A 21,086-nucleotide genomic window follows, 5' to 3' on the forward strand; every position below is an offset into this window, starting at 1 on the left:
AATTGAGGCTCGCTCAGATACAACATTTTTAAAATCTCCATCTATTTTTATCTATATACAATTATAAAAAAAGCCACCCGAAGGTGGCTTTTTGATTCAGTTAGACTGAATTATTCATCATCTTTGTTTGCTTCGTCAGCGGGTAAATCCTTCACTGCTTCAGCAATCAGGCCAAACATATAGTTACCATATGCATTGGTTTTATCGTAATGGAAACGCAAACGCGGTGTAATACGTGTCTTAATACGACGGCCGAGTTCGTGACGCAAGAAACCAGATGCTTTGTTCAGCACATCTAGCGTTTCTTTATTGGCTGCTTCACTTTGCTCATCGCCAAGCTCACGGCCCATCACAGTCACATATACTTCAGCATAACCTAAGTCTGGACTAACCTTCACCGCAGAGATGGTCACGAGACCACCTAAGCGTGGATCTTTCAACTCTTGACGAATCAGTTCAGACAACTCACGTTGTACTGTATCCGCCATGCGCTTAAGACGTTGACTACCCGCCATTAAAGACTCCGTTTGATCAATTGAACATCATAGACTTCGATCTTGTCTTTTTCTTTGATGTCTTTATAACCTTTAACCGCAAGACCACATTCCATACCTGCACGAACTTCTTCAACCACTTCTTTATAGCGACGAAGTGACTCAAGCTCACCTTGGAACACAACCACGTCATCACGAAGGATACGAATTGGTTTATTGCGATGTAACATACCCTCAAGTACCATACAGCCTGCTGCTGCACCAAACTTACTTGAGTGGAACACTTCACGTACTTCAGCCACACCCAGAATTGTTTCACGGTGTTCTGGAGCAAGCTTACCGCTCATCGCTGCTTTCACATCATCAATCAATTGATAGATGATTGAGTAGTAACGAATATCGATGCCGTCAGCATCCGCTTTTTGACGCGCTGCGTTATCCGCACGTACGTTAAAGCCAAGAAGAACTGCTTCAGAAGATTCAGCTAGTGTCACGTCAGATTCAGTGATCGCACCAACACCTGAGCCAATGATACGAACTTTAACTTCGTCTGTTGCAAGGTCAGCAAGAGCAACATGTAATGCTTCCAATGTACCACGTACATCAGTTTTCAATACCACATTGACGATAGGCACATCTTTCTTGCCCATAGACGCCATGATATTTTCAAGACGCATTGCACTTTGACGCTCAAGACGTTTTTGACGTTCACGATCCATACGCGCATCAGCAACTTCACGTGCTTTCTTCTCATCGCTTACAACAAGAACTTCATCACCCGCCATTGGCGCTTCAGGTAGACCTAAAATTTCAACTGGAATTGAAGGACCTGCAGATTGAATACGTTTACCGTTTTCATCTGTCATTGCACGAACGCGACCGTAAGATGCACCCGCAAGAACCAGGTCACCTACTTTCAATGTACCGTTTTGAACAAGGATAGACGTTACCGCACCACGGCTGTTGTCTACACGTGCTTCAATCACGACACCTTGTGCAGCACCCTCTTCAGATGCTTTCAATTCAAGCAATTCAGCTTGGATTGAAATCAAATCTAGAAGCTCATCGATACCTTGACCAGAATGTGCTGAAACCATTGCAACAGGTACATCACCGCCCCATTGTTCTGGCACGATTTCTTTTACTGTCAATTCGTTCAATACGCGATCTGGATCAGCCGATTCTTTATCCATTTTGTTGATTGCAACAATAATTGGTGTACCAGCTGCACGTGCATGATCAATTGCTTCCGCAGTTTGTGGCATAACACCATCATCTGCTGCTACAACAAGAACCACGATATCAGTCGCTTTCGCACCACGTGAACGCATTGCAGTAAATGCAGCATGTCCAGGGGTATCAAGGAAAGTGATCATACCTTTGTTAGTTGTAACGTGGTACGCACCGATATGCTGTGTGATACCGCCCGCTTCGCCTTGAGCAACTTTCGCACGACGAATACGATCAAGAAGCGATGTTTTACCATGGTCAACGTGCCCCATGATGGTCACCACTGGTGCACGTGTAGATTGAGCACCACGCGCGCCTTCAGCTGCTTCAAGTAAGTTATCTTCAGCTTGCGTATCCGATACAAGAACAGGGTTATGACCCATTTCTTCTACGATCAATGCAGCAATTTCTTGCTCAATCGCTTGGTTCTGAGTAACCAGCTCACCCATTTTCATGAGTGATTTAATTACTTCACGTACTTTAATCGCCATTTTTGCTGCAAGATCTGCAACAACAATAGTTTCGCCAATTTCAACATCATAAACTTGTTTCTTAACTGGTTTTTCAAAACCATGTTTACCAGCCTGACTTGTTTTCAGACCACGTTTAGGTTGCTTGCTGAAACTTTGCTCTTCCTGACCACGACGACCACCTTTTTTCGGTGCACGTGTACTTGGTGTATTGGTACCACGTTTGATGTCACGGTCTTCTTTCGCAAATGAATCTTCATATGCTTGGCCAACTAGACCCGCAGCAAGTGGAGAATCATCCACAACACGAATGGTCGCAGTTGCATCTTCGTTAGAATACTTAGATGCCATTTGACGCATTTGTTCAAGTGTACGTTGCTGCGCTTCTTCAGCTGCCTTACGACGTGCTGCTTCTTCGGTCGCTTTTAATTGAGCGGCTTGAGCTTCACGTGCTTTTTTCTGTTCAGGTGTTTCAACAACTTTAACTTGTGCTTTAACCACAGGCTTATTGTTTGATTTACGCTTCACAACTACCGCAGCTTTCGCAACTTCTTGCTTCGTCGTTTCTTGCTTTGCAGCAGCACGCATTGCTTCAAAGTTTGCAGCTGCTTTATTTACTGCTGGAGTTTCAGCTTTAGGTTCAACCATAGCTTGAACGTTCGCACGAGCTTGTTGCTCAGCTTGCGCTTTTGCCAAAGCTTCCGCTTTAATTTGTTCTGGATCTGGCTTGGTAAATGTATGTTTCTTGCGAACTTCTACATTAATCGTTTTTGCCTTACCTGAAGTACTCGCTACTTTAGCGGTACTGGTCGTTTTACGTTTCAACGTGATTTTTCCTGCCTGACCATCGTTTTGACCATGAATTTTCTTCAAATGGTGCACGAGGGCATCTTGTTGTTCAGTAGAGATTATATCGTCCGATTTACGCTGTGGTAAACCAGCATCACGAACCTGCTCTAGGACCTTCTCAACAGGGCGGTTCACACTGAGAGCTAACTCTTGTATCGTCTTATCCGTCATGTAGATCTCCTAGTTAAACCATGATTCGCGCGCTTTCATAATAAGTTGACCTGCTTTCTCTGTACCTAGACTTTCAATATCAGCAATATCGTCAGTCGCTTGGTCAGCCAAGTCATCAATTGTGATGACACCACGTGCTGCAAGTGCATAAGCAATCTCTTGCGTCATCCCTTCCATTGCAACGAGTTCCGCGCTTGGATCTTGGATGTTTTCTTGCTGCTGTAATGCATCAGCCAATGTAACTTCTTTGGCACGACTTTGAAGTAATTCAACAACTTCAGCATCTAGCTCGATTTCGTCAAATGTTTCAGCTGGAACATAAGCAATCTCTTCTAAAGAAGTAAAGCCCATTTCAACCAATGCCATTGCCAAATCTTCTTCAATATCTAGACGCGATACAAATAGGTCTAAGTATTGTTGTGCTTCATTTTGCTGACGAGCATGATACTCATCTTCAAGCATCATGTTGAGTTTGTAGCCTGTAAGTTCAGAGGCTAAACGTACGTTTTGACCTTGTGAACCAATCGCACGCGCTAATTGATCGCTAGTTGCGAAAATAATGTCCGCTGTACGTTCTTCTTCATCAATCACAATACCCGATACATCTGCTGGCTCTAAAGCACTTGCAATGTACTGTGCAGGATCATCAGACCATACAACAACATCAATACGCTCACCGTTCAATTCTTGCTGAACTGCTTGGATACGTGTACCACGCATACCAATACATGCACCCACTGGATCAATACGATGATCATTGGTTTTCACAGCAATTTTAGCACGAACACCAGGTTGACGCGCTGCCGCTTTAATCTCAATGATTTCTTCAGAAATTTCAGGAATTTCTTTCTTCATCAAAGCGATGAGCATTTCAGGCTTGGCACGTGACAATTGTAGTTGAGCACCACGACCTTCACGATTCACATTGAACAAAATCGCATTTACACGTTGCTTCGGACGCAAAATTTCTTTTGCAATCATTTCTTCACGTGCAAGATACGCTTCAGCATTGTCACCTAAGTCAATGATAAAGCCATCTTTGGTTTGCTTTTTCACTTCACCGTAGATCAACTCACCCACTTTAGACTCGTAGGCATCTGCAATCAGCGCACGTTCAGCTTCGCGTATCTTTTGAACAATCACTTGTTTTGCAATTTGCGCCGCAATACGACCGAAGTCAATTGAAGGCACTTCAAGCTCACGAATATCACCAATCGACCATTGTGCAGGATCAACATCAGAAATCGCATCTTGACATGCTGGCATTTCATGATCTTCATCCGCAACCACTTCCCATTGACGGAAAGTGCTGTATTCGCCCGTTTTACGATCAATCTCTACACGAAGCTGAGCTTCTTCAGAGTTTGTTCCTTCGTAAAATTTCTTTTTAGTCGCAGCAACAAGCGCTTGTTCTAAGGCTTCGAAAATCGCTTCACGAGGTACACCTTTTTCATTACTAACCGTTTCAACTACGGTAAGAATTTCACGTGCCATAAGCCACCTATTCGTTCAGATTCTTATTTATTAAATGAATTAATCTTGATAGACCAAATTGGCTTTATCAATATTATTACTATCGATTTCAAGCACCTGTTGCTTTTCCACTTCGACTTGAATCATTTCAGCTTCAAGATCTACAGCAACCAATTTAGCTTGGAATTTACGACGGTTATCGACTGCACTGATCAAACGGAAAGCGATCTGTTGACCAATATATGCAGGTAATTGTTCAAGTTGGAAAAATGGACGATCCCAACCCGGAGATGACACTTCAAGTGCATATTCACCTGAAATTGGATCATGGACATCCATCATTGCGCCGACTTGCTGGGTCACGCGTACACAGTCTTGTACACCGATGCCACGGCCCTGCTCTTCTTCACCATCTTCATTGATGATGGGTTCTGCATTTTCGTCGACAGCTTTGTCGATATAAATGCGCAATAAAGAACGTTTTCCTTGAGGAAGGAATTCAATCCCCCAAAGATCAACACCACAGGCTTGCACTGCAGGAGCAATTAAGTCTTGGAGTGCTTGAGTTTTATTTGATAGCTTCATTTACTCTCGTCATTTTTGTGCGATTCAATGGCCGAAACAGACCACTACAAGCCAATACAAACTATAGTAGTAGTGGAACATGACACTTTGACTTTCACCGTATCCGGCTCACATCGACACTACACGATAGCCAATAAAAAAGGGCGTAATCGCCCCAATTATTGCACAGAAAATTAATATCCACTGTGCAAAAAGGCCCACCTTGTTGTGAGCCTCTTTTTAGAAACTTGGTAGCGGGAGCTGGATTTGAACCAACGACCTTCGGGTTATGAGCCCGACGAGCTACCAGACTGCTCCATCCCGCATCAACGTGCAAAAATTATATACAAATATGAACTATTTTTCAATCTAAATACTTCGTACTTGCTCTGATTTAGTTGCACCTAAATCAAATTGGTAGCGGGAGCTGGATTTGAACCAACGACCTTCGGGTTATGAGCCCGACGAGCTACCAGACTGCTCCATCCCGCAACAAAACGCAAAAATTATTCAATTTAATCACTTAAACTGCTTATTTTAGTTTGCATCTAAAATAAGATTGGTAGCGGGAGCTGGATTTGAACCAACGACCTTCGGGTTATGAGCCCGACGAGCTACCAGACTGCTCCATCCCGCAACAAAACGCAAAAATATTCTTAACTTAATCACTTAAGTTACTCACTTTAGTTTGCTTCTAAAATAAGATTGATTGGTAGCGGGAGCTGGATTTGAACCAACGACCTTCGGGTTATGAGCCCGACGAGCTACCAGACTGCTCCATCCCGCATCAACAGAATTTGCTGCATACACCAACTTAATCTTCTGGATTCATAAGTTGGTGCGGAAGGGGGGACTTGAACCCCCACGCCCGAAAGCACTACCACCTCAAGGTAGCGTGTCTACCAATTCCACCACCACCGCAGCTGTGACGCATTCTAGTAGCATCGTCACAAAAAAGAAAGGACTAATTCCAATTATTCGCTTGTTTTAGGTGCAGCTGGCGAAGTTTCAGTCGATTGTGCAGGTGCAGAACTTGTCGTTTGCACTGACTTTAAGCTATAGGCATCTGTGGTTTGCTTTTTGGCAAACACAGCAAGTGACAAACTGGTGATAAAAAACAAGGCCGTCAAAACCGCAGTCAATCGCGTCAAGAAATTACCTGAACCTGATGCACCAAATACAGTTGCAGCACCGCCACCACCAAACGAAGCACCAGCATCTGCACCTTTACCATGCTGGACCAAAATCAGCACGATCATCAACACAGCTAAGATAATATGTACTACCAGCACAAAAGTTTGCATGCTGAACTCCTAATTATTTTGTATTTGCAAATGCTTCGACAATTTTATAAAACGACGTTGCATTTAAAGATGCCCCACCGACGAGTGCACCATTGATATCTGGACAGGCCGCTAACTCTACTGCATTTTCAGCTTTTACACTACCACCATATAAAATGGCCATGTTCGCGCCATGGCTGGTAATTTGGGTGAGGCCTTCACGGATTTTAGCATGCATGGTTTGCGCGTCTTCTGGTGAAGCGGTTTTTCCTGTACCAATGGCCCAAATCGGCTCGTAGGCAATCACAATATGTGGCCACTGCTCTGCCGTTACCACACTGGCTAAATCGCAAATTTGTTGTAAAACCACTACTTCTGCCTGACCAGACTCACGCTGCTCTAAACTTTCACCTACACAGTAAATGACGTTTAAACCCGCATTTAAGGAATTTTGAGCTTTCGCATTTAAAATTGCTGCACTTTCAGCAAAATATTCACGACGTTCTGAGTGACCAATTAAAACATATTCAATTTGACTATCTTTAAGCAGCTCTGCACTCACCTCACCGGTATATGCACCCATGTTGCCAAAACGCGAAACATCTTGCGCCACAGTAAAAACTGAACGTGCAGCATTCGCCAATTCAGCCTGCGTTGAAGTCAAAGCCAGCATTACAGGCGCAAGTCCAATATTACATTTTTCTTCTGCTATTTCATTCTCTTGCAAGAGCTGTTTAAATTCTTGAAGCAATTGCTTGGCATCTGCCTGCATTGGGTTCATCTTCCAATTGCCGACAACCCATGGCTTAATCGTCGAACCCGACATACAGCACCCTATTCAAAACAGTTCATTAAAACGGCCTCATTCTACACGGTATTTATTTTTCAAAGATAGTTTTCTTCTAGAATTTCTTCGGCAATCAAAATAACACGAATGAAAATAAAGACATCTTTTTGTAAAAAAAATCGCCTGCTATCACGACCAGTTCATGCTTTTAATCGATATTAAGGTGGTGACAACACTTTCAGATATGGTATTTTTGTGCAACAAAAGTATAATTTTACGATACCAATTATAAACAATTGAGAAGTTAAGGATCTGGGGAATGTCAGTATCAAATGGTTTGCCTAAGTTCACAGGCTTCATTCGACGCTTAGTCGAAGACGGACGCATGACTGCTGAAAATATGCAGCTGGCAATGCTCTCTGCAAAAAAAGCTCAGCAAGACATCGTTCCTTATCTGATTGAAAATCATAAACTCTCCCCACAAATGATCGCTGAAACGATTTCTTTAGAGTTTGGCGAGCCTGTTTTTGACTTAAGTGTCTATGATTCTGTACAAATTCTACGGGATCTGGTCGAAGACAAACTTATCACCAAGCATCGTGTGTTGCCGATTTACCGTCGTGGCAATATCCTCTATATCGCCACTAGCAATCCAACCAACATGGATGCGATGGACGCGATTCGTTTCAATTCTAAAATGAACATTGAAGCGATTATTGTTGAACATCCTCAGCTTGAAAAACTAATCGAACAAAATTTCGCGCAAGCCGATAGCTTTGAATTTTCTGATGAAGATATTGATTTAGACTTAGAGCAAGACCCTCAGAACTCCAATGACGAACAAGATGACTCACCTCAAGGGGATGAAGCTCCGATCGTCAAATACATCAATAAATTACTGATCGATGCGATTCGTATGGGCGCCTCAGACTTACACTTTGAGCCTTATGAAAAATCTTACCGTGTTCGTTACCGTGTAGATGGAGTTCTGCGTCATATTGCCAGTCCGCCATTACAACTGGCGACTCGTCTTGCCTCACGTTTGAAAGTCATGTCACAAATGGACATTTCTGAAAAACGGGTTCCACAAGATGGCCGGATTAAATTAAAGCTGTCGAAAAGCAAAGCCATTGACTTCCGTGTCAACTCACTTCCAACCTTGTTTGGTGAAAAACTGGTTCTGCGTATTCTCGATCCATCCAGTGCTATGCTGGGAATTGATGCTTTAGGTTATGAACCAGACCAAAAAGACCTATTTATGCAGGCTTTAGACAAACCCCAAGGCATGTTGTTAATTACTGGCCCGACAGGTTCTGGTAAAACGGTATCGCTATATACAGGTTTGAATATTCTAAATAAAGAAGACACCAATATTTCAACTGCGGAAGACCCTGTTGAGATTAACTTAGAAGGTATTAATCAGGTCAATGTGAACAATAAAGTCGGCCTCACCTTCTCTGCTGCGCTGAAGTCATTCTTACGTCAAGATCCTGATATTGTGATGGTGGGTGAGATTCGTGACCTTGAAACAGCTGAAATCGCGATTAAAGCCGCACAGACAGGTCACATGGTCATGTCGACACTCCACACCAATAGTGCACCTGAAACCCTGACCCGCTTACGTAATATGGGGGTTCCATCTTTTAACATTGCGACCTCGGTCAATTTGGTGATTGCACAGCGTTTGGCACGCCGCTTATGCAGCCAATGCAAAGCCGCTGTCGATATTCCTGAACAAAGCTTGCTCGAAATGGGCTTTACTTCCACAGATATCAAAGATCCAGACTTCAAAGTTTATCAACCGGTGGGGTGTGCTGAGTGCCGTGAAGGTTATAAAGGGCGTGTTGGTATTTATGAAGTCATGAAAGTCACGCCAGAAATTTCAAAAATTATTATGGAAGATGGCAATGCCTTACAGATTGCGGAAGCATCTGCAAAATTAGGATTTAACAATTTACGTCGTTCAGGTTTACTCAAGGTTATGCAGGGGGTCACTTCCTTACAAGAAGTGAATCGTGTAACCAGCGAATAGTTGAAATATTGAAAGAATAAGGATAAATGCATGGCTGTCAAAAAAGCACAGATGATGCCAACCTTCAATTATGAAGGGATTGATCGTAAAGGGGCAAAAATTAAAGGGGAATTGCCTGCACGTAATCTCGCCCTCGCCAAAGTTACTTTGCGCAAACAAGGGATTACCATCAAGAGTATTCGAGAAAAGAAAAAGAATATTCTTGAAGGGATAATGAAGAAAAAAGTGACCACACTGGACATCACGATTTTCACTCGACAGCTCGCAACCATGATGAAAGCGGGTGTACCGCTGGTTCAAGGTTTTGAAATTGTGGCTGAAGGCCTAGAAAACCCATCTATGCGTGAAGTTGTCCTCGGCATTAAAGGTGAAGTTGAAGGCGGTAATACCTTTGCGGGAGCACTCAAAAAATATCCGCAATATTTCGACAACTTATTCTGTTCATTAGTTGAATCAGGCGAACAATCAGGTGCGCTTGAGACCATGCTGGACCGTGTAGCGGTCTATAAAGAAAAAAGTGAATTGTTAAAGCAAAAAATTAAAAAAGCCATGAAATACCCAGCAACCGTCGTTGTGGTTGCGGTGATCGTGACCATTATTTTGATGGTCAAAGTTGTCCCAGTGTTCCAAGATTTATTCAGCTCCTTTGGTGCAGACTTACCTGCATTCACCCAAATGGTGGTAAATATGTCTGAATGGATGCAGAAATACTGGTTCATTTTGATTATTGTCGTTGGTGTTGTGATTACAGCTTTACTCGAAACCAAAAAGCGTAGTAAAAAGTTTCGTGACATGTTGGATAAAGCTGCACTGAAAGCCCCGATTTTTGGTGATTTAGTCTATAAAGCAATTATCGCGCGCTATAGCCGCACCCTGTCTACCACCTTTGCTGCGGGTGTACCCTTAATTGATGCCCTCGAATCTACCGCGGGTGCAACCAATAACGTAGTCTATGAAGAAGCTGTGATGAAGATCCGTGAAGATGTCGCAACAGGGCAACAACTTCAATTCGCGATGCGTGCCACCAATAAATTCCCATCAATGGCAGTACAAATGGTAGCGATTGGTGAAGAATCTGGTGCGCTCGATGCCATGCTGGATAAAGTTGCCACTCACTATGAAAACGAAGTCGATAATGCGGTGGATGGCTTAACAGCAATGATGGAACCTCTGATCATGGCAGTCTTGGGTGTACTTGTGGGTGGCCTAGTAATTGCCATGTATCTACCAATCTTCCAAATGGGTTCTGTGGTTTAATGCAAGAAATAATTTCCTATCTGATCAATACTCCAATGGCGCTGTATTTTGCCGTTGGAGTTTTTAGTTTGTGCATTGGTAGTTTCCTGAATGTAGTGATCTATCGCACTCCAAAAATGATGGTACAAGAATGGCGCACCGACTGCCAACTTCTGCTTCATCCTGAACAGCCTATTATTGATGAAACGAAACTCTCGTTGAGCAAGCCTGCCTCGACCTGCCCCCAATGTAAAAGTGCCATACGCTGGTATCAAAATGTCCCTGTGATGAGTTGGTTACTGCTACGAGGAAAGTGTGGCACTTGCCATAACCCGATCAGTATTCGCTACCCTGCGATTGAACTCCTGACCGCCATTTGTGCATTGGTCGTGGTTGCAGTCTTTGGCCCAACAATCCAAATGTTGTTTGGTCTCGTACTCACTTACATTTTAATCGCCTTAACTTTTATTGATTTTGACACTCAACTTTTACCTGATCGCTATACCCTCACCCTTGCAGCTCTGGGTTTAGGGGTCAATAGTTATGCGATTTACACCACACCAACAGCGGCTATTTGGGGCTATATCATTGGCTTTTTATGCTTATGGATTGTCTACTATCTGTTTAAGCTCATCACAGGTAAGGAAGGTATGGGTTATGGCGACTTTAAGTTACTTGCTGCTTTAGGCGCATGGATGGGCCCTTTGCTGCTGCCGCTGATTGTGCTACTTTCCTCTTTCGTAGGTGCCATTATCGGCATCATTCTGCTCAAAGTGCGCAAAGAAAATCAGCCTTTTGCTTTTGGTCCATATATTGCCATCGCAGGTTGGATTGCCTTTCTGTGGGGTGAGCAAATTATGAAAATATATTTAGGCAATTAAAATATAATATGTCATTTATTTTAGGTCTGACAGGCGGGATTGGCAGTGGAAAATCTGCCGCAAGCCACTGGTTTGAACAACAAGGCATACAAGTAGTCGATGCCGATGTCGTTGCTCGAGAAATTGTTGCCGTAGGTCAGCCTGCACTTCAGCAAATTCGAAGCAGCTTCGGCGAGTGGGCCTTACTGGACAATGGTGAACTGAATCGACGCGCTTTACGTGAACACATTTTTCAGGACCCGTCTGCCCGTAAGCAATTGGAAAAGATCACCCACCCTGCAATTCGTCACTCCATCATGCAACAATTACAAGCTGCAACCAGCCCATATGCGATTTTGGTTTCACCACTACTTTTTGAAACCAATCAGCATGAGCTGACGCAACATACGCTTCTGATCGATGCTTCAATTGATATCCAGATTCTCCGCGCTTCACAGCGCGACCATCAAACCATTGAGCAAATTCAAACCATCATTGAAACGCAAATGTCCCGTGAACAAAAACAAGCGTTGGCCGATGATATCGTGGTAAATGATGGACACTTGGAACACTTATACGCACAGCTCAGACCTTTGCATTTAAAGTATTTGGCCCATTCAGAAGTCTAAAAAAGCAGTCGATTATGACTGCTTTTTTTGTTGTGCGAGTTGGGCTTTGAAACTGTCCTGCCGTATCCAACGCCATGGCTGTAAGGCCCCGATCCCCATTCCCACAAGACCACATAAAATCGCAACACTCAAAGGCTCATTGAGCAAAGGAACCGCAATAATCGCAGCAATAAAAGGCGCTAAAGTCACAATACTGCCTGTTTTAAATGCACCCAAACGCTTAATGGCTTCCACATAAGTGAGGGTCGCCACGATGACCACAAACACGCCATGAAATACCACCTGAGCAATCAATTGCACAGGTTGCACATGCGCTATGGTTTTGGGTAGGAATAAAACATAAATCGGCACAAAAATAATCGCAGCCCAAATCGCAACACCTGCCATAGAATGCCATGCTGACAGTTTCCATTGTCTCAATAAAACAGTAAATGTTCCCCACAACACAGCACTGAGGAAAAATAAGCCATCGCCTAAACTAAAGGCGATACCTGTTTCTTGATACATCAGCCCACTCATGGCCGTCAGTGCGAGCAACATAATACTGAGACTGAGCCAAGTATGCCGGTCAAACGGTTGTCGAAATAGCAGATAAGCTGCGACAGCCGTGCAAAGCGGAATGCAGCCATTGAGAAAGATCGCAGCATGTGCCGCAGGCACATAATGAAAAGCGCTATAAGCGGTGATGCAATAACACACCCCACCAATCATCGCCAAAATAAAAGGCTCTTTCTTCCACAAAAAGGCGGTATCTTTTTTATAGATCAAGATCGGCATTAAGATGCAAAACGCCAACAGAAAGCGTAAGGCGGTAATGTCCCACGCACCAATGCCCCAATTGGCACTGAGCCGAGCCGTTAAGGTAAATCCCCCCCAAATACACATGGTGATGGCAATAAAGACATAGCCTTGTTTTTGAGGGGTCATCATTGGGCTTACATTGAATCAGGAATTAAAAAATCTTAGACATTACGTTGACGGCATGCTTCATACAAAGCCATACCCGTTGCTACACTGACATTCAAACTTTGTAGATTTCCTGCCATCGGAATATAAACCGTTTGATCGCATTGAGACTGGGTAATGGGACGCAGACCAGTATCTTCAGCACCCATCACCACACATACAGCCGTTCCAGTAAAATCGAACTGTTGTAGCGGCAAGGCTTTTTCATCCAACATGGTACCGACCACACGCACATTAAACTCATCTTTAATTTGCGCTAAAGTCCGAGCCAAATTGGTCACTTGGATAAATTTAACTTTTTCAGCACCACCTGCCGCAACTTTGCGCGCGGTCGGGGTCAAACTTGCAGAACGATCACGAGGCACAATCACGGCCTCAACGCCCATTGCAGCCGCGGTACGGATACATGCGCCGAGGTTATGCGGATCGGTGACTTGGTCTAAACCCAGCAATAAACAATTTGGCGATTGTTTCAGTAAGGCTTCTAAATCTTTTTCATTGAAAACTGGATTAGGACGGACCGCAGCCACAACCCCTTGGTGAAATGGCAAGCCCGCCATTTTTTCTAATCGATCACGACCGGTTTGTTGTACGCTAATACCAAACGGTTCAGCCAACTCAAGCACACGCTTTAAACGCTGGTCATCACGCCCTTTTAAAGTAAAAAGCGTTAGTACGCGTTCAGGTTCAAGTTCCAACAATGACTCCACCGAATGAACGCCATAGAAATATTCAGGTTTAGCCATGTAGGACCTCTAAAAGATAAATGACCATCGACACGATGTGCCAAAAATAAAAATCCTGTAAAGCTGACTTTACAGGATTGCTGTGCAACAGATAGTTTAACCGATTTCGCTTGAAATTACTTGGCGAGTATCAGTTGAAGGCTTAGCCTTCTAAATGGCACACGTAGTCCAACACGTCGTCAGTTTCAATTTTAAAACGACTATTGCCAGGCACATAAAAAGACTGACCTGCGCGGAACAATTCACTCTCTTCGCTGTCTGCAATTTGTACACGACATTCGCCTGAAATAATTTCCATACGCTCTGCCACATGTGTTTCAAACGTCAAAGCTTGCTCTGTCGGAAGAATAACCCCTAACGTTTTTTTGGTGCCATCTTCAAATTGCACAGTATGACTGATGCATAAACCGCCAAAATAAACATTGGATTTTTTAATGACAGAGACATGGTCGAACTGAGTTGACATGCGTACACTCCAGATAATGCGCATTTATATTCGTATTGATTCGCTAGTTTAAAGATGTGCGATTAACTAATCAATCGATGTTTTATTCCCCTCAATCAATATTTTGTTAAAGTCCGACCATCGTACAATTGCCTCAATTTCTAGCCCATTTTGGCTTGTTTTTTGCCAATGCGATCATTCCCTGAGTCGTGCTCTTTCTGTATACACCGCATACCCACAAGTTTGTGCTGTGCTTGCTATAACAGTCGGATTTAAAAAAATCTGCTAGGTCGACTTTCAGATTCACGTTAAAATAAGCCGACTTTGCACAAAACGAATAGCGTTGCCGTCTTGTCGGCTGAATAAAACTTCACTATCTTAAACTAAAACTTTTCGCAGCTCGGATGCGTTTATGCTGACACATTTAACTTTAATTAATTTTGCTTTAGCCGATCACTTAGCACTTGATATCGATCAAGGTTTTAATGTCCTGACTGGGGAAACAGGTGCAGGCAAATCATTATTGCTAGATGCTCTGTCCGCCTGTCTGGGAGAACGTACTGACACCAACTATGTCCGTTTCGGTTCAGACAAAGCCGATGTCACGGCTATTTTCAGCTATCAAGAGCACAGCCCTGAAGCCATATGGCTAAAGGCACATGAGTTAGATGATGAGTCAGGAGAAATTCATCTAAGACGGGTTATTTTTGCCACTGGCCGTAGCAAAGCATGGATTAATGGTCGTCCGAGTAGCTTAGCTGAATTGAAAGAAATCGGGCGTTTGCTGGTACAACTGTATAGTCAACACAGTCAACAACAGCTATTAGAGCCGCCTTATCCAAGACGCTGGTTAGACCTCTATCATAACTTCTACCCAGAAGCGCAAGCTGTGCGTGAAGCCTATAGCACATGGCAAAAAGACATTCGTCAGCACCAAGCAGCATTGGATGCTCAAGCCACGCGTAAACAGCGTATAGATACTTTGAGTTTACAATTAGAAGAACTCGAAGATGTGGTGCAAATCGACTATAAAGAGATTGAACAAGAGTTCGACCGCTTGTCGCATCATGAAAATATCATGCAGGACTGTAGTTATGCTGTTACGGCCTTAGATGATGCTGAACAAAATATTAATCAAGAAATTTCCAGCATCATTCGCCGCTTAGAATCACATGCAGGACGCAGTGAACAGTTGGCCGAGATTCATACTTCTTTGCTGAATGCACAAAGTGAGCTTGACGATGCCACGGCTAATCTCCGTCAGTTTATTGACCGTCAAAGTTATGACCCAGAACGTATGGAAGAGTTGAACACCCAGCTTGAGATGTTCCACCGTTTTGCCCGTAAGTACCGCACGCAGCCAGAACACTTAAAACAAGAGCATGAACAATGGCAATCTGAACTGGCACAACTCCATTTATTAGAAGATCCAGAAACGCTTGCCGAGCAAGTTGAAGTCTCACATCAGGACCTGTTAAATAAAGCCCAACACCTCGACCAAATTCGTCGCGATGCAGCCGCACCATTGGCGAAACATTTAACCGAACAGGTCAAACAATTGGCTCTGCCTGAAGCGCACTTTGAGTTTAAGTTTGAACCAATGGAGCAGGTTTCTAGTGAAGGTCTAAGTTTTATTCAATTACTGTTCACCGCCAACAAAGGCATCCCACCGCAACCATTAGCCAAAGTTGCCTCAGGGGGGGAGTTGTCACGTATCGCGTTGGTGATGCAAGTGATGAATGCTGAAAAAACTGAAGCTGAAGTTTTAGTCTTCGATGAAATTGACGTCGGTATTAGCGGTGGCACAGCCGAAATTGTTGGTCGTCTCTTGGCCGACTTGGGTTCGCATGTGCAAATTCTGTGTATTACCCACCAAGCTCAAGTTGCAGCACAGTCCGACCAGCACTTGTTGGTGAAAAAACGTCAGACCGACCCTGCCAGTAGCACCATTTTAAACTTAGAAGAAGATGAGCGTATCGATGAGCTCGCACGCATGACAGGCGGCGTTGAAATCAATGACACTACACTACAACATGCCAAGCAATTACGTCAGTTGAAGTTTCAATCCGCCTAATTTATGTAGACTGGATCACAAAAAAAGATTTGGAGAAAGTGCATTAGTCTAGTAACGTGGTAGATAACAACATTTGACTAGAAGCATTTTAATTTCAAGGAGAAGCCTTTAGGTGAGCAAACAATATCTGACGCATCGCTGTCTCATTGCCCCACCCGATATGGCAGATGAAGTCTTTGCCCATACCGTGATTTATTTGGCCCGACACGATGAGGAAGGTGCTCAAGGCATCATCATCAACCGCCCTTCAGGACTTTCAGTCAAAGAACTGCTCAATGATCTTGAAATTGAAGCCGATCACGTACGACCACATGATGTTCTCCAAGGTGGGCCTTTGCGTCCAGAAGCTGGCTTTGTCTTACATACGGGTCAGCCGACATGGCACTCTTCCATTGCGGTGGGGGAAAATATCTGTATCACCACGTCTAAAGATATTTTAGATGCGATTGCGCATAATGAAGGTGTGGGTCGCTATCAAATTGCTTTGGGCTATACCAGTTGGACCAAAAACCAATTGGAAGATGAGCTGTCTCGTGGTGATTGGCTAGTCTGCGATGCTGATATGGATTTGATTTTTAATATTCCTTATGACGACCGTTGGGACGCTGCCTATAAAAAGCTCGGGCTGGACCGAACCTGGTTGTCTTCTGAGATTGGACATGCCTGATTTAAACACACCTCAAATGATTATGGCATTTGATTTTGGTACACAAAAAATGGGCATGGCAGTCGGTCAAGCACTGATTGAAAGTGCAACACCTTTGGCTTTGTTTCCCATGAAAGATGGCATCCCCAATTGGGATGAACTGCATAAAATTATTAAGCAATATCAACCCAATGTATTTTTAGTCGGATTACCACTCAATATGGATGATAGCGAGTCGGAATTATCTGCTCGAGCACGTAAGTTCGCACGTCGTTTACGTCATCAAACCAATATTGAAACATGGATGGTGGATGAACGCTTAAGTACTCGTGCAGCCCGTGATGAGCTGAGCCATTATCATGCGCAAGGCCGAGGCAAAAAACTTTCTGCTGATAGCCTTGCCGCAACCTTGTTTATTGAAAGCTGGTATCGCGATCCTGAAGGTCTTACACCTTAAGTAAGACTTTCTTAAAACAGATGACATGGGTTTTATGACTGGAGTCGGATCTCAACACATCAAATAGCGTTCAAAAAAAAGCATCCTCATCGGATGCTTTTTTTGAAATGAACAGAGGTCAATTTAGTGCTGTGACTCGGTAATATGTACTGTCACGGTTCGCCCCGCGACAAATGCCAATTCATTTTTCGGAATATCATCCAGTGCAATTTTCACAGGAACGCGCTGCGCTAAACGTACCCAACTAAAAGTTGGGTTTACATTGGCCAATAAACCTGTACTTGTAGTTCGTTCACGATCTTCAATGCCTGAAGCAATCCCCTGCACATGCCCTTTTAAGATGTTTGAGTCGCCCATCAACTGTACCGTAGCGGGCGCACCCAAATATATTTTATTTAACTTGGTTTCTTCAAAATAACCAACCACATAAAGCTGTGAGCGATCTAATAATGCCGCTACCGCCTGCCCCACTTTGACATAATTCCCTGCTTTCATCTCAAAATTAGACAGTGTGCCATCGGCTGGTGCCACCACTTCGGAACGGTTCAAGTTTAATTCAGCCAAATGTAGATTACTGGTGGCTACATCGATTAATGCCTGTTGCTGCGCAATATTGGCTTTGGCCTGCTGAATCGCCGCTTGCATTTGTTCATGTTCGGCATGTGATTGATCTCGTACGGCAAACATCTGATCTTGTTCTTGCATTGATATAGCACCATCCATCAAATTGGCATAGCGTTCTGCATTTTTATCGGCCAAGTGATTATTGGCTTGTGATTTGGTCAAATTGGCTTTGCTTTGAAACAACTCCGCTTCGGCAGCAGCCAAACTGGCTTTGGCTTTAGCCAAGTCTGATTTGGCTTGTTCCACATCAAGCGCCTGACGCGCCACATCAATTTTAAACAGCACCTGCCCTTGTTTGACGCTTTGATTATCATGCACTAAAACTTCCGTGACTAACCCTGATACATCGGAAGACACTTGAATCACATCGCCACGAACCCGCCCATCACGTGTCCACGGTTCAGCATTATAATAATGCCAAAGATGCACGAGCACCGCGATCGCGATACCCGCAATCAGCACTAAAGTGATGGGGCGGCTCAGTTTACGCCAATCAAAGGATGCCATTTCATTTTACCTCATTCATTTCAATCAGATGTGCGCTTAGGCAAAGCTCACGATAAAACCCCAATGGACTACGCCAAGCACAGTAATGTAGAGGCATAAATAAAAAATACTGGGTAAAAAAATCCAGCCTTTGTCGACCCAAGGATCGGTCACCCGCATGAGTAACCGTAATACGATGTAGGCCAATACCGCCTGAATGACCAAAACTGGCACATACACACCATAGATATTAAGTTCACCCATCGTTATGCTCCCAGCAAACGGACTTGAGACATTTCGTCCCATGTCGCATGACAGAGACTGCTTTGAATATTATTCAGTGAAACTTGCAAACGCCGAGCAATGCTTAGGTCTTGCAGCTGTATAAGCTCGGCCTGAATGATCTGAATTTTGTCCAAAATGTGTTGTCTGACCTGTAGGTCGCTATGGTCTAATTCTTTAGCGTGAAAATAAGCATCCATTTGGCTTTGTAGTTCTTGTAGATGCAGCGTGATAGAGGCCTGCATAGGCATTTTTTCAATCAGTTCTTGCACCCGAGTTAAATCAATCACCGCACTGGATTCAATCAGAGCCAAATTGATTTTTTGCTTCAAGCGATCGGACTGTACCAATTTGGTATTCAGTACGCCTATCCGATCCAACATACTGCGCAAATGCACTCTAAATTCCACCCCATAAGGTAAATAAAGCGCTTGTCGTATCGCTTTATAATGTAAAGACAGGATTCGCTTGGCGGTAATGTCCGGCGACATCGCACGCACCAAGTGAATCACATAGACAGAAATGATGGGGCCAAGCACCGTCCCAATCGATGCATCAAAAAACATCACTTGGTCAAGGTGATAACGGTTTTGCAGGTTTAAGCCCATGACCACACCCATTATCAAAGGTAGCGCTAAACCTGTGAGTGGTGGATGTAAAAACAGCATCAGACAGTACATACAAAAAGGGGCCAACACCACAGCCAACATCCAAAAAGCACTAATGTGCGGAAAGATGCCATAAGCATAAATAAAGACAATAATCGCCGCATATAGACTGGCACGGATAAAGATTTTTAAGGCAGGAACAGGATTGTCCATGCTGGTCAGAATACAGGCACAAATAGCGGCCATCTCTGCCATCATAAAACCCGCTTTCCAACCACTGATAATCCAAAAGCCAGTCGCCACAAGCACCACAATAAAAGCTGAAATTCCGCCACGCACGGCTACGCCATGATCTCGATGTAAGTTGGGATAGTTTGTACTAATCGGGGTCACGATTGCGGGTAAGCTGTCATCCCCCTGTTGGATACGCTGCCAAATCAACTTAATAGCACGTATATTTTGGGTGAAATGACGCACATCCATTTTTAAACTGGCCAACATGACTTGCTGCTGTGGCAAGGCACTATCAAACACGGCTTGAAAACTCGACTCAAACTGCTCAGGTAGCTGGTTTAAGTCCTGCTCTAAAATGACCTGATCACTTTGTAAAAATTTTACAATCTGTGCATGCGCCTTTTCTAAAGCTGGACGGTAGCGTGAGTCAATGTGATCTAACTGCTGAATTCGCTCGGCCATGGCCACCAAGTTCGTCACCAACATACTGAGTTGATGCAGCATTTCTTGGAGCGGTTTGGTCATGCCCTGCAAGGTCGATTTTTCATAGCTCAAGTGCACGGCCATCACATGAATATCGGCAATATCCCGCGTGATATGACTAAGCGTAGTGCTGTAATTAATGGCCTTAACATCATCTGTCAGGATCTGATCAAAAACCGCTCGGGTGTCTTGAAAAGTCTGTGAAACACGGGTTTTGACTACGGGACCAATATGCATGGGAAACAGTACCGCATTCACCACTGCACTACACAGTACTCCCACCGTGATTTCAATACAGCGCCCAATCGCCATATCAAACATGGAAGTGGTTTCAATGTTATAGACAATGTTGTAGCAAATAATGACCGTGGTATAGCCCGCCAACATAAAAATATAGCTACGCGGCGTCCGATCCAACAATGAAAAATATAGACAAAACCCGACCCATGTGGCTAAAAATAATGTGAACAATTCTGGGGTATTGATCAGGTTTGGCGTGACTGCAATCGAAACAATCGCCCCCAACAATGTTCCCAACATCCGATAAAGACTTTTTGAGGAGGTCATACCCGCATATGGGTTTGCGATAACGAAGACCGTTCCAATCGCCCAAATGGGATAAGCTAAATCTAATGAAAATGCGACATAAAGTGAAAGCATGCCTGCCAAAAAGGTTTTCGTCGCAAAAATCCAGTCCAATTTATTTGGACGGAATGCGAGTAACTGTTTGGTGAGGAACATAAATTCATCTCTAAATGCGCTGAATGACAACATTTAAACAATTCTTCCACACAGCATTGCTCAGACAAACAGCATCACTTCGCCCTCACCTCATGCGAAAACGGATGAAAAAATGATTCAAATAAATGAAGTCTTTTACAGACATGGTCAAAGACAGCGCCATGTTGAAAGGAAAGAAAATAGCTCAATAAATAACAAAAGCATTATTCATTAAAA

Annotated in this window: 19 protein-coding genes and 5 tRNA genes; 7 read left to right on the forward strand and 17 right to left on the reverse strand. The window is 43.7% G+C overall.

Annotated features, from left to right (window positions below):
• Positions 1-110: 110 nt before the first annotated feature.
• The 11 genes from AC4MDD_RS16005 to tpiA all read right to left on the reverse strand — a co-directional run bounded on the left by AC4MDD_RS16005 (position 111) and on the right by tpiA (position 7,360).
• Positions 111-515, reverse strand: coding sequence for a ribosome-binding factor A (locus AC4MDD_RS16005; protein WP_004978763.1), 405 nt, complete (start codon positions 513-515; stop codon positions 111-113).
• On the reverse strand, positions 515-3,214 hold the full coding sequence (gene infB, locus AC4MDD_RS16010; protein ID WP_491882008.1) for a translation initiation factor IF-2: 2,700 nt from the start codon (positions 3,212-3,214) through the stop codon (positions 515-517). The genes AC4MDD_RS16005 and infB overlap by 1 nt, the downstream gene beginning before the upstream one ends.
• A gap of 9 nt (positions 3,215-3,223) precedes the next feature.
• Positions 3,224-4,708: a transcription termination factor NusA gene (gene nusA / locus AC4MDD_RS16015; protein ID WP_078425744.1), complete on the reverse strand. Its 1,485-nt coding sequence runs from the start codon at positions 4,706-4,708 to the stop codon at positions 3,224-3,226.
• 39 nt (positions 4,709-4,747) lie between these two features.
• Positions 4,748-5,272, reverse strand: coding sequence for a ribosome maturation factor RimP (gene rimP, locus AC4MDD_RS16020; RefSeq protein ID WP_004692708.1), 525 nt, complete (start codon positions 5,270-5,272; stop codon positions 4,748-4,750).
• Between the two features lie 228 nt (positions 5,273-5,500).
• A tRNA-Met gene (locus tag AC4MDD_RS16025) sits at positions 5,501-5,577 on the reverse strand.
• Between the two features lie 89 nt (positions 5,578-5,666).
• Positions 5,667-5,743, reverse strand: a tRNA-Met gene (locus AC4MDD_RS16030).
• 68 nt (positions 5,744-5,811) lie between these two features.
• A tRNA-Met gene (locus tag AC4MDD_RS16035) sits at positions 5,812-5,888 on the reverse strand.
• A 73-nt stretch (positions 5,889-5,961) separates the two neighbouring features.
• Positions 5,962-6,038: transfer RNA gene (locus tag AC4MDD_RS16040), tRNA-Met, on the reverse strand.
• A gap of 49 nt (positions 6,039-6,087) precedes the next feature.
• Positions 6,088-6,172 (reverse strand) — tRNA-Leu (locus AC4MDD_RS16045).
• A gap of 53 nt (positions 6,173-6,225) precedes the next feature.
• The gene (gene secG / locus AC4MDD_RS16050; RefSeq protein ID WP_004692710.1) at positions 6,226-6,555 is read right to left on the reverse strand and encodes a preprotein translocase subunit SecG; all 330 of its coding nucleotides are present in this window, start codon (positions 6,553-6,555) and stop codon (positions 6,226-6,228) included.
• 13 nt (positions 6,556-6,568) lie between these two features.
• Positions 6,569-7,360, reverse strand: a complete 792-nt coding sequence (gene tpiA, locus AC4MDD_RS16055) for a triose-phosphate isomerase (RefSeq protein ID WP_491882009.1) — start codon at positions 7,358-7,360, stop codon at positions 6,569-6,571.
• 280 nt (positions 7,361-7,640) lie between these two features.
• Here tpiA and pilB point away from each other — a divergent pair, with 280 nt between their 5' ends.
• From pilB to coaE, 4 genes are read left to right on the forward strand one after another with little or no spacing between them, the layout of a single operon-like run.
• Positions 7,641-9,353, forward strand: a complete 1,713-nt coding sequence (gene pilB, locus AC4MDD_RS16060; protein ID WP_491882010.1) for a type IV-A pilus assembly ATPase PilB — start codon at positions 7,641-7,643, stop codon at positions 9,351-9,353.
• A 30-nt stretch (positions 9,354-9,383) separates the two neighbouring features.
• Positions 9,384-10,610 carry a type II secretion system F family protein gene (locus tag AC4MDD_RS16065; RefSeq protein ID WP_159127066.1) on the forward strand — a complete coding sequence of 409 codons (1,227 nt, stop codon included), beginning with the start codon at positions 9,384-9,386 and terminating at the stop codon, positions 10,608-10,610.
• On the forward strand, positions 10,610-11,470 hold the full coding sequence (locus AC4MDD_RS16070; RefSeq protein ID WP_491882011.1) for a prepilin peptidase: 861 nt from the start codon (positions 10,610-10,612) through the stop codon (positions 11,468-11,470). The genes AC4MDD_RS16065 and AC4MDD_RS16070 overlap by 1 nt, the downstream gene beginning before the upstream one ends.
• Positions 11,471-11,478: 8 nt before the next feature.
• Positions 11,479-12,078: a dephospho-CoA kinase gene (gene coaE, locus AC4MDD_RS16075; protein ID WP_491882012.1), complete on the forward strand. Its 600-nt coding sequence runs from the start codon at positions 11,479-11,481 to the stop codon at positions 12,076-12,078.
• A gap of 12 nt (positions 12,079-12,090) precedes the next feature.
• On the opposite strand, the gene AC4MDD_RS16080 is transcribed toward coaE, so the two are convergent.
• From AC4MDD_RS16080 to ppnP, 3 genes are all read right to left on the reverse strand, one after another.
• Positions 12,091-13,008: a DMT family transporter gene (locus tag AC4MDD_RS16080; protein ID WP_491882013.1), complete on the reverse strand. Its 918-nt coding sequence runs from the start codon at positions 13,006-13,008 to the stop codon at positions 12,091-12,093.
• 32 nt (positions 13,009-13,040) lie between these two features.
• A complete protein-coding gene (gene rlmB / locus AC4MDD_RS16085; protein ID WP_004692717.1) occupies positions 13,041-13,790 on the reverse strand; it encodes a 23S rRNA (guanosine(2251)-2'-O)-methyltransferase RlmB in 750 nt (249 codons plus the stop codon).
• Positions 13,791-13,932: 142 nt separating this feature from the next.
• A complete protein-coding gene (ppnP, locus tag AC4MDD_RS16090) occupies positions 13,933-14,256 on the reverse strand; it encodes a pyrimidine/purine nucleoside phosphorylase (RefSeq protein ID WP_125280995.1) in 324 nt (107 codons plus the stop codon).
• Positions 14,257-14,647: 391 nt separating this feature from the next.
• On the opposite strand from ppnP, the gene recN reads away from it, so the two are divergent.
• The 3 genes from recN (at position 14,648) to ruvX (ending at position 17,412) form a co-directional block, all read left to right on the forward strand.
• On the forward strand, positions 14,648-16,309 hold the full coding sequence (gene recN, locus AC4MDD_RS16095) for a DNA repair protein RecN (RefSeq protein WP_491882014.1): 1,662 nt from the start codon (positions 14,648-14,650) through the stop codon (positions 16,307-16,309).
• A gap of 112 nt (positions 16,310-16,421) precedes the next feature.
• Positions 16,422-16,976 carry a YqgE/AlgH family protein gene (locus AC4MDD_RS16100; RefSeq protein WP_004692720.1) on the forward strand — a complete coding sequence of 185 codons (555 nt, stop codon included), beginning with the start codon at positions 16,422-16,424 and terminating at the stop codon, positions 16,974-16,976.
• Positions 16,969-17,412: a Holliday junction resolvase RuvX gene (gene ruvX / locus AC4MDD_RS16105; protein ID WP_062035179.1), complete on the forward strand. Its 444-nt coding sequence runs from the start codon at positions 16,969-16,971 to the stop codon at positions 17,410-17,412. Before AC4MDD_RS16100 ends, ruvX begins: the two co-directional genes overlap by 8 nt.
• A 123-nt stretch (positions 17,413-17,535) precedes the next feature.
• Here ruvX and AC4MDD_RS16110 read toward each other — a convergent pair whose 3' ends face one another.
• The 3 genes from AC4MDD_RS16110 to AC4MDD_RS16120 are packed head-to-tail and all read right to left on the reverse strand — an operon-like array spanning position 17,536 to position 20,870.
• A complete protein-coding gene (locus AC4MDD_RS16110; RefSeq protein WP_491882015.1) occupies positions 17,536-18,543 on the reverse strand; it encodes an HlyD family secretion protein in 1,008 nt (335 codons plus the stop codon).
• Between the two features lie 36 nt (positions 18,544-18,579).
• The gene (locus AC4MDD_RS16115) at positions 18,580-18,786 is read right to left on the reverse strand and encodes a DUF1656 domain-containing protein (protein WP_004692723.1); all 207 of its coding nucleotides are present in this window, start codon (positions 18,784-18,786) and stop codon (positions 18,580-18,582) included.
• Between the two features lie 2 nt (positions 18,787-18,788).
• Positions 18,789-20,870 (reverse strand): FUSC family protein, encoded by a 2,082-nt coding sequence (locus AC4MDD_RS16120; RefSeq protein WP_491882632.1) that lies wholly within the window; start codon positions 20,868-20,870, stop codon positions 18,789-18,791.
• Positions 20,871-21,086: the final 216 nt, after the last annotated feature.

The organism is Acinetobacter sp. CAU_H_29a_1 (assembly GCF_058599505.1).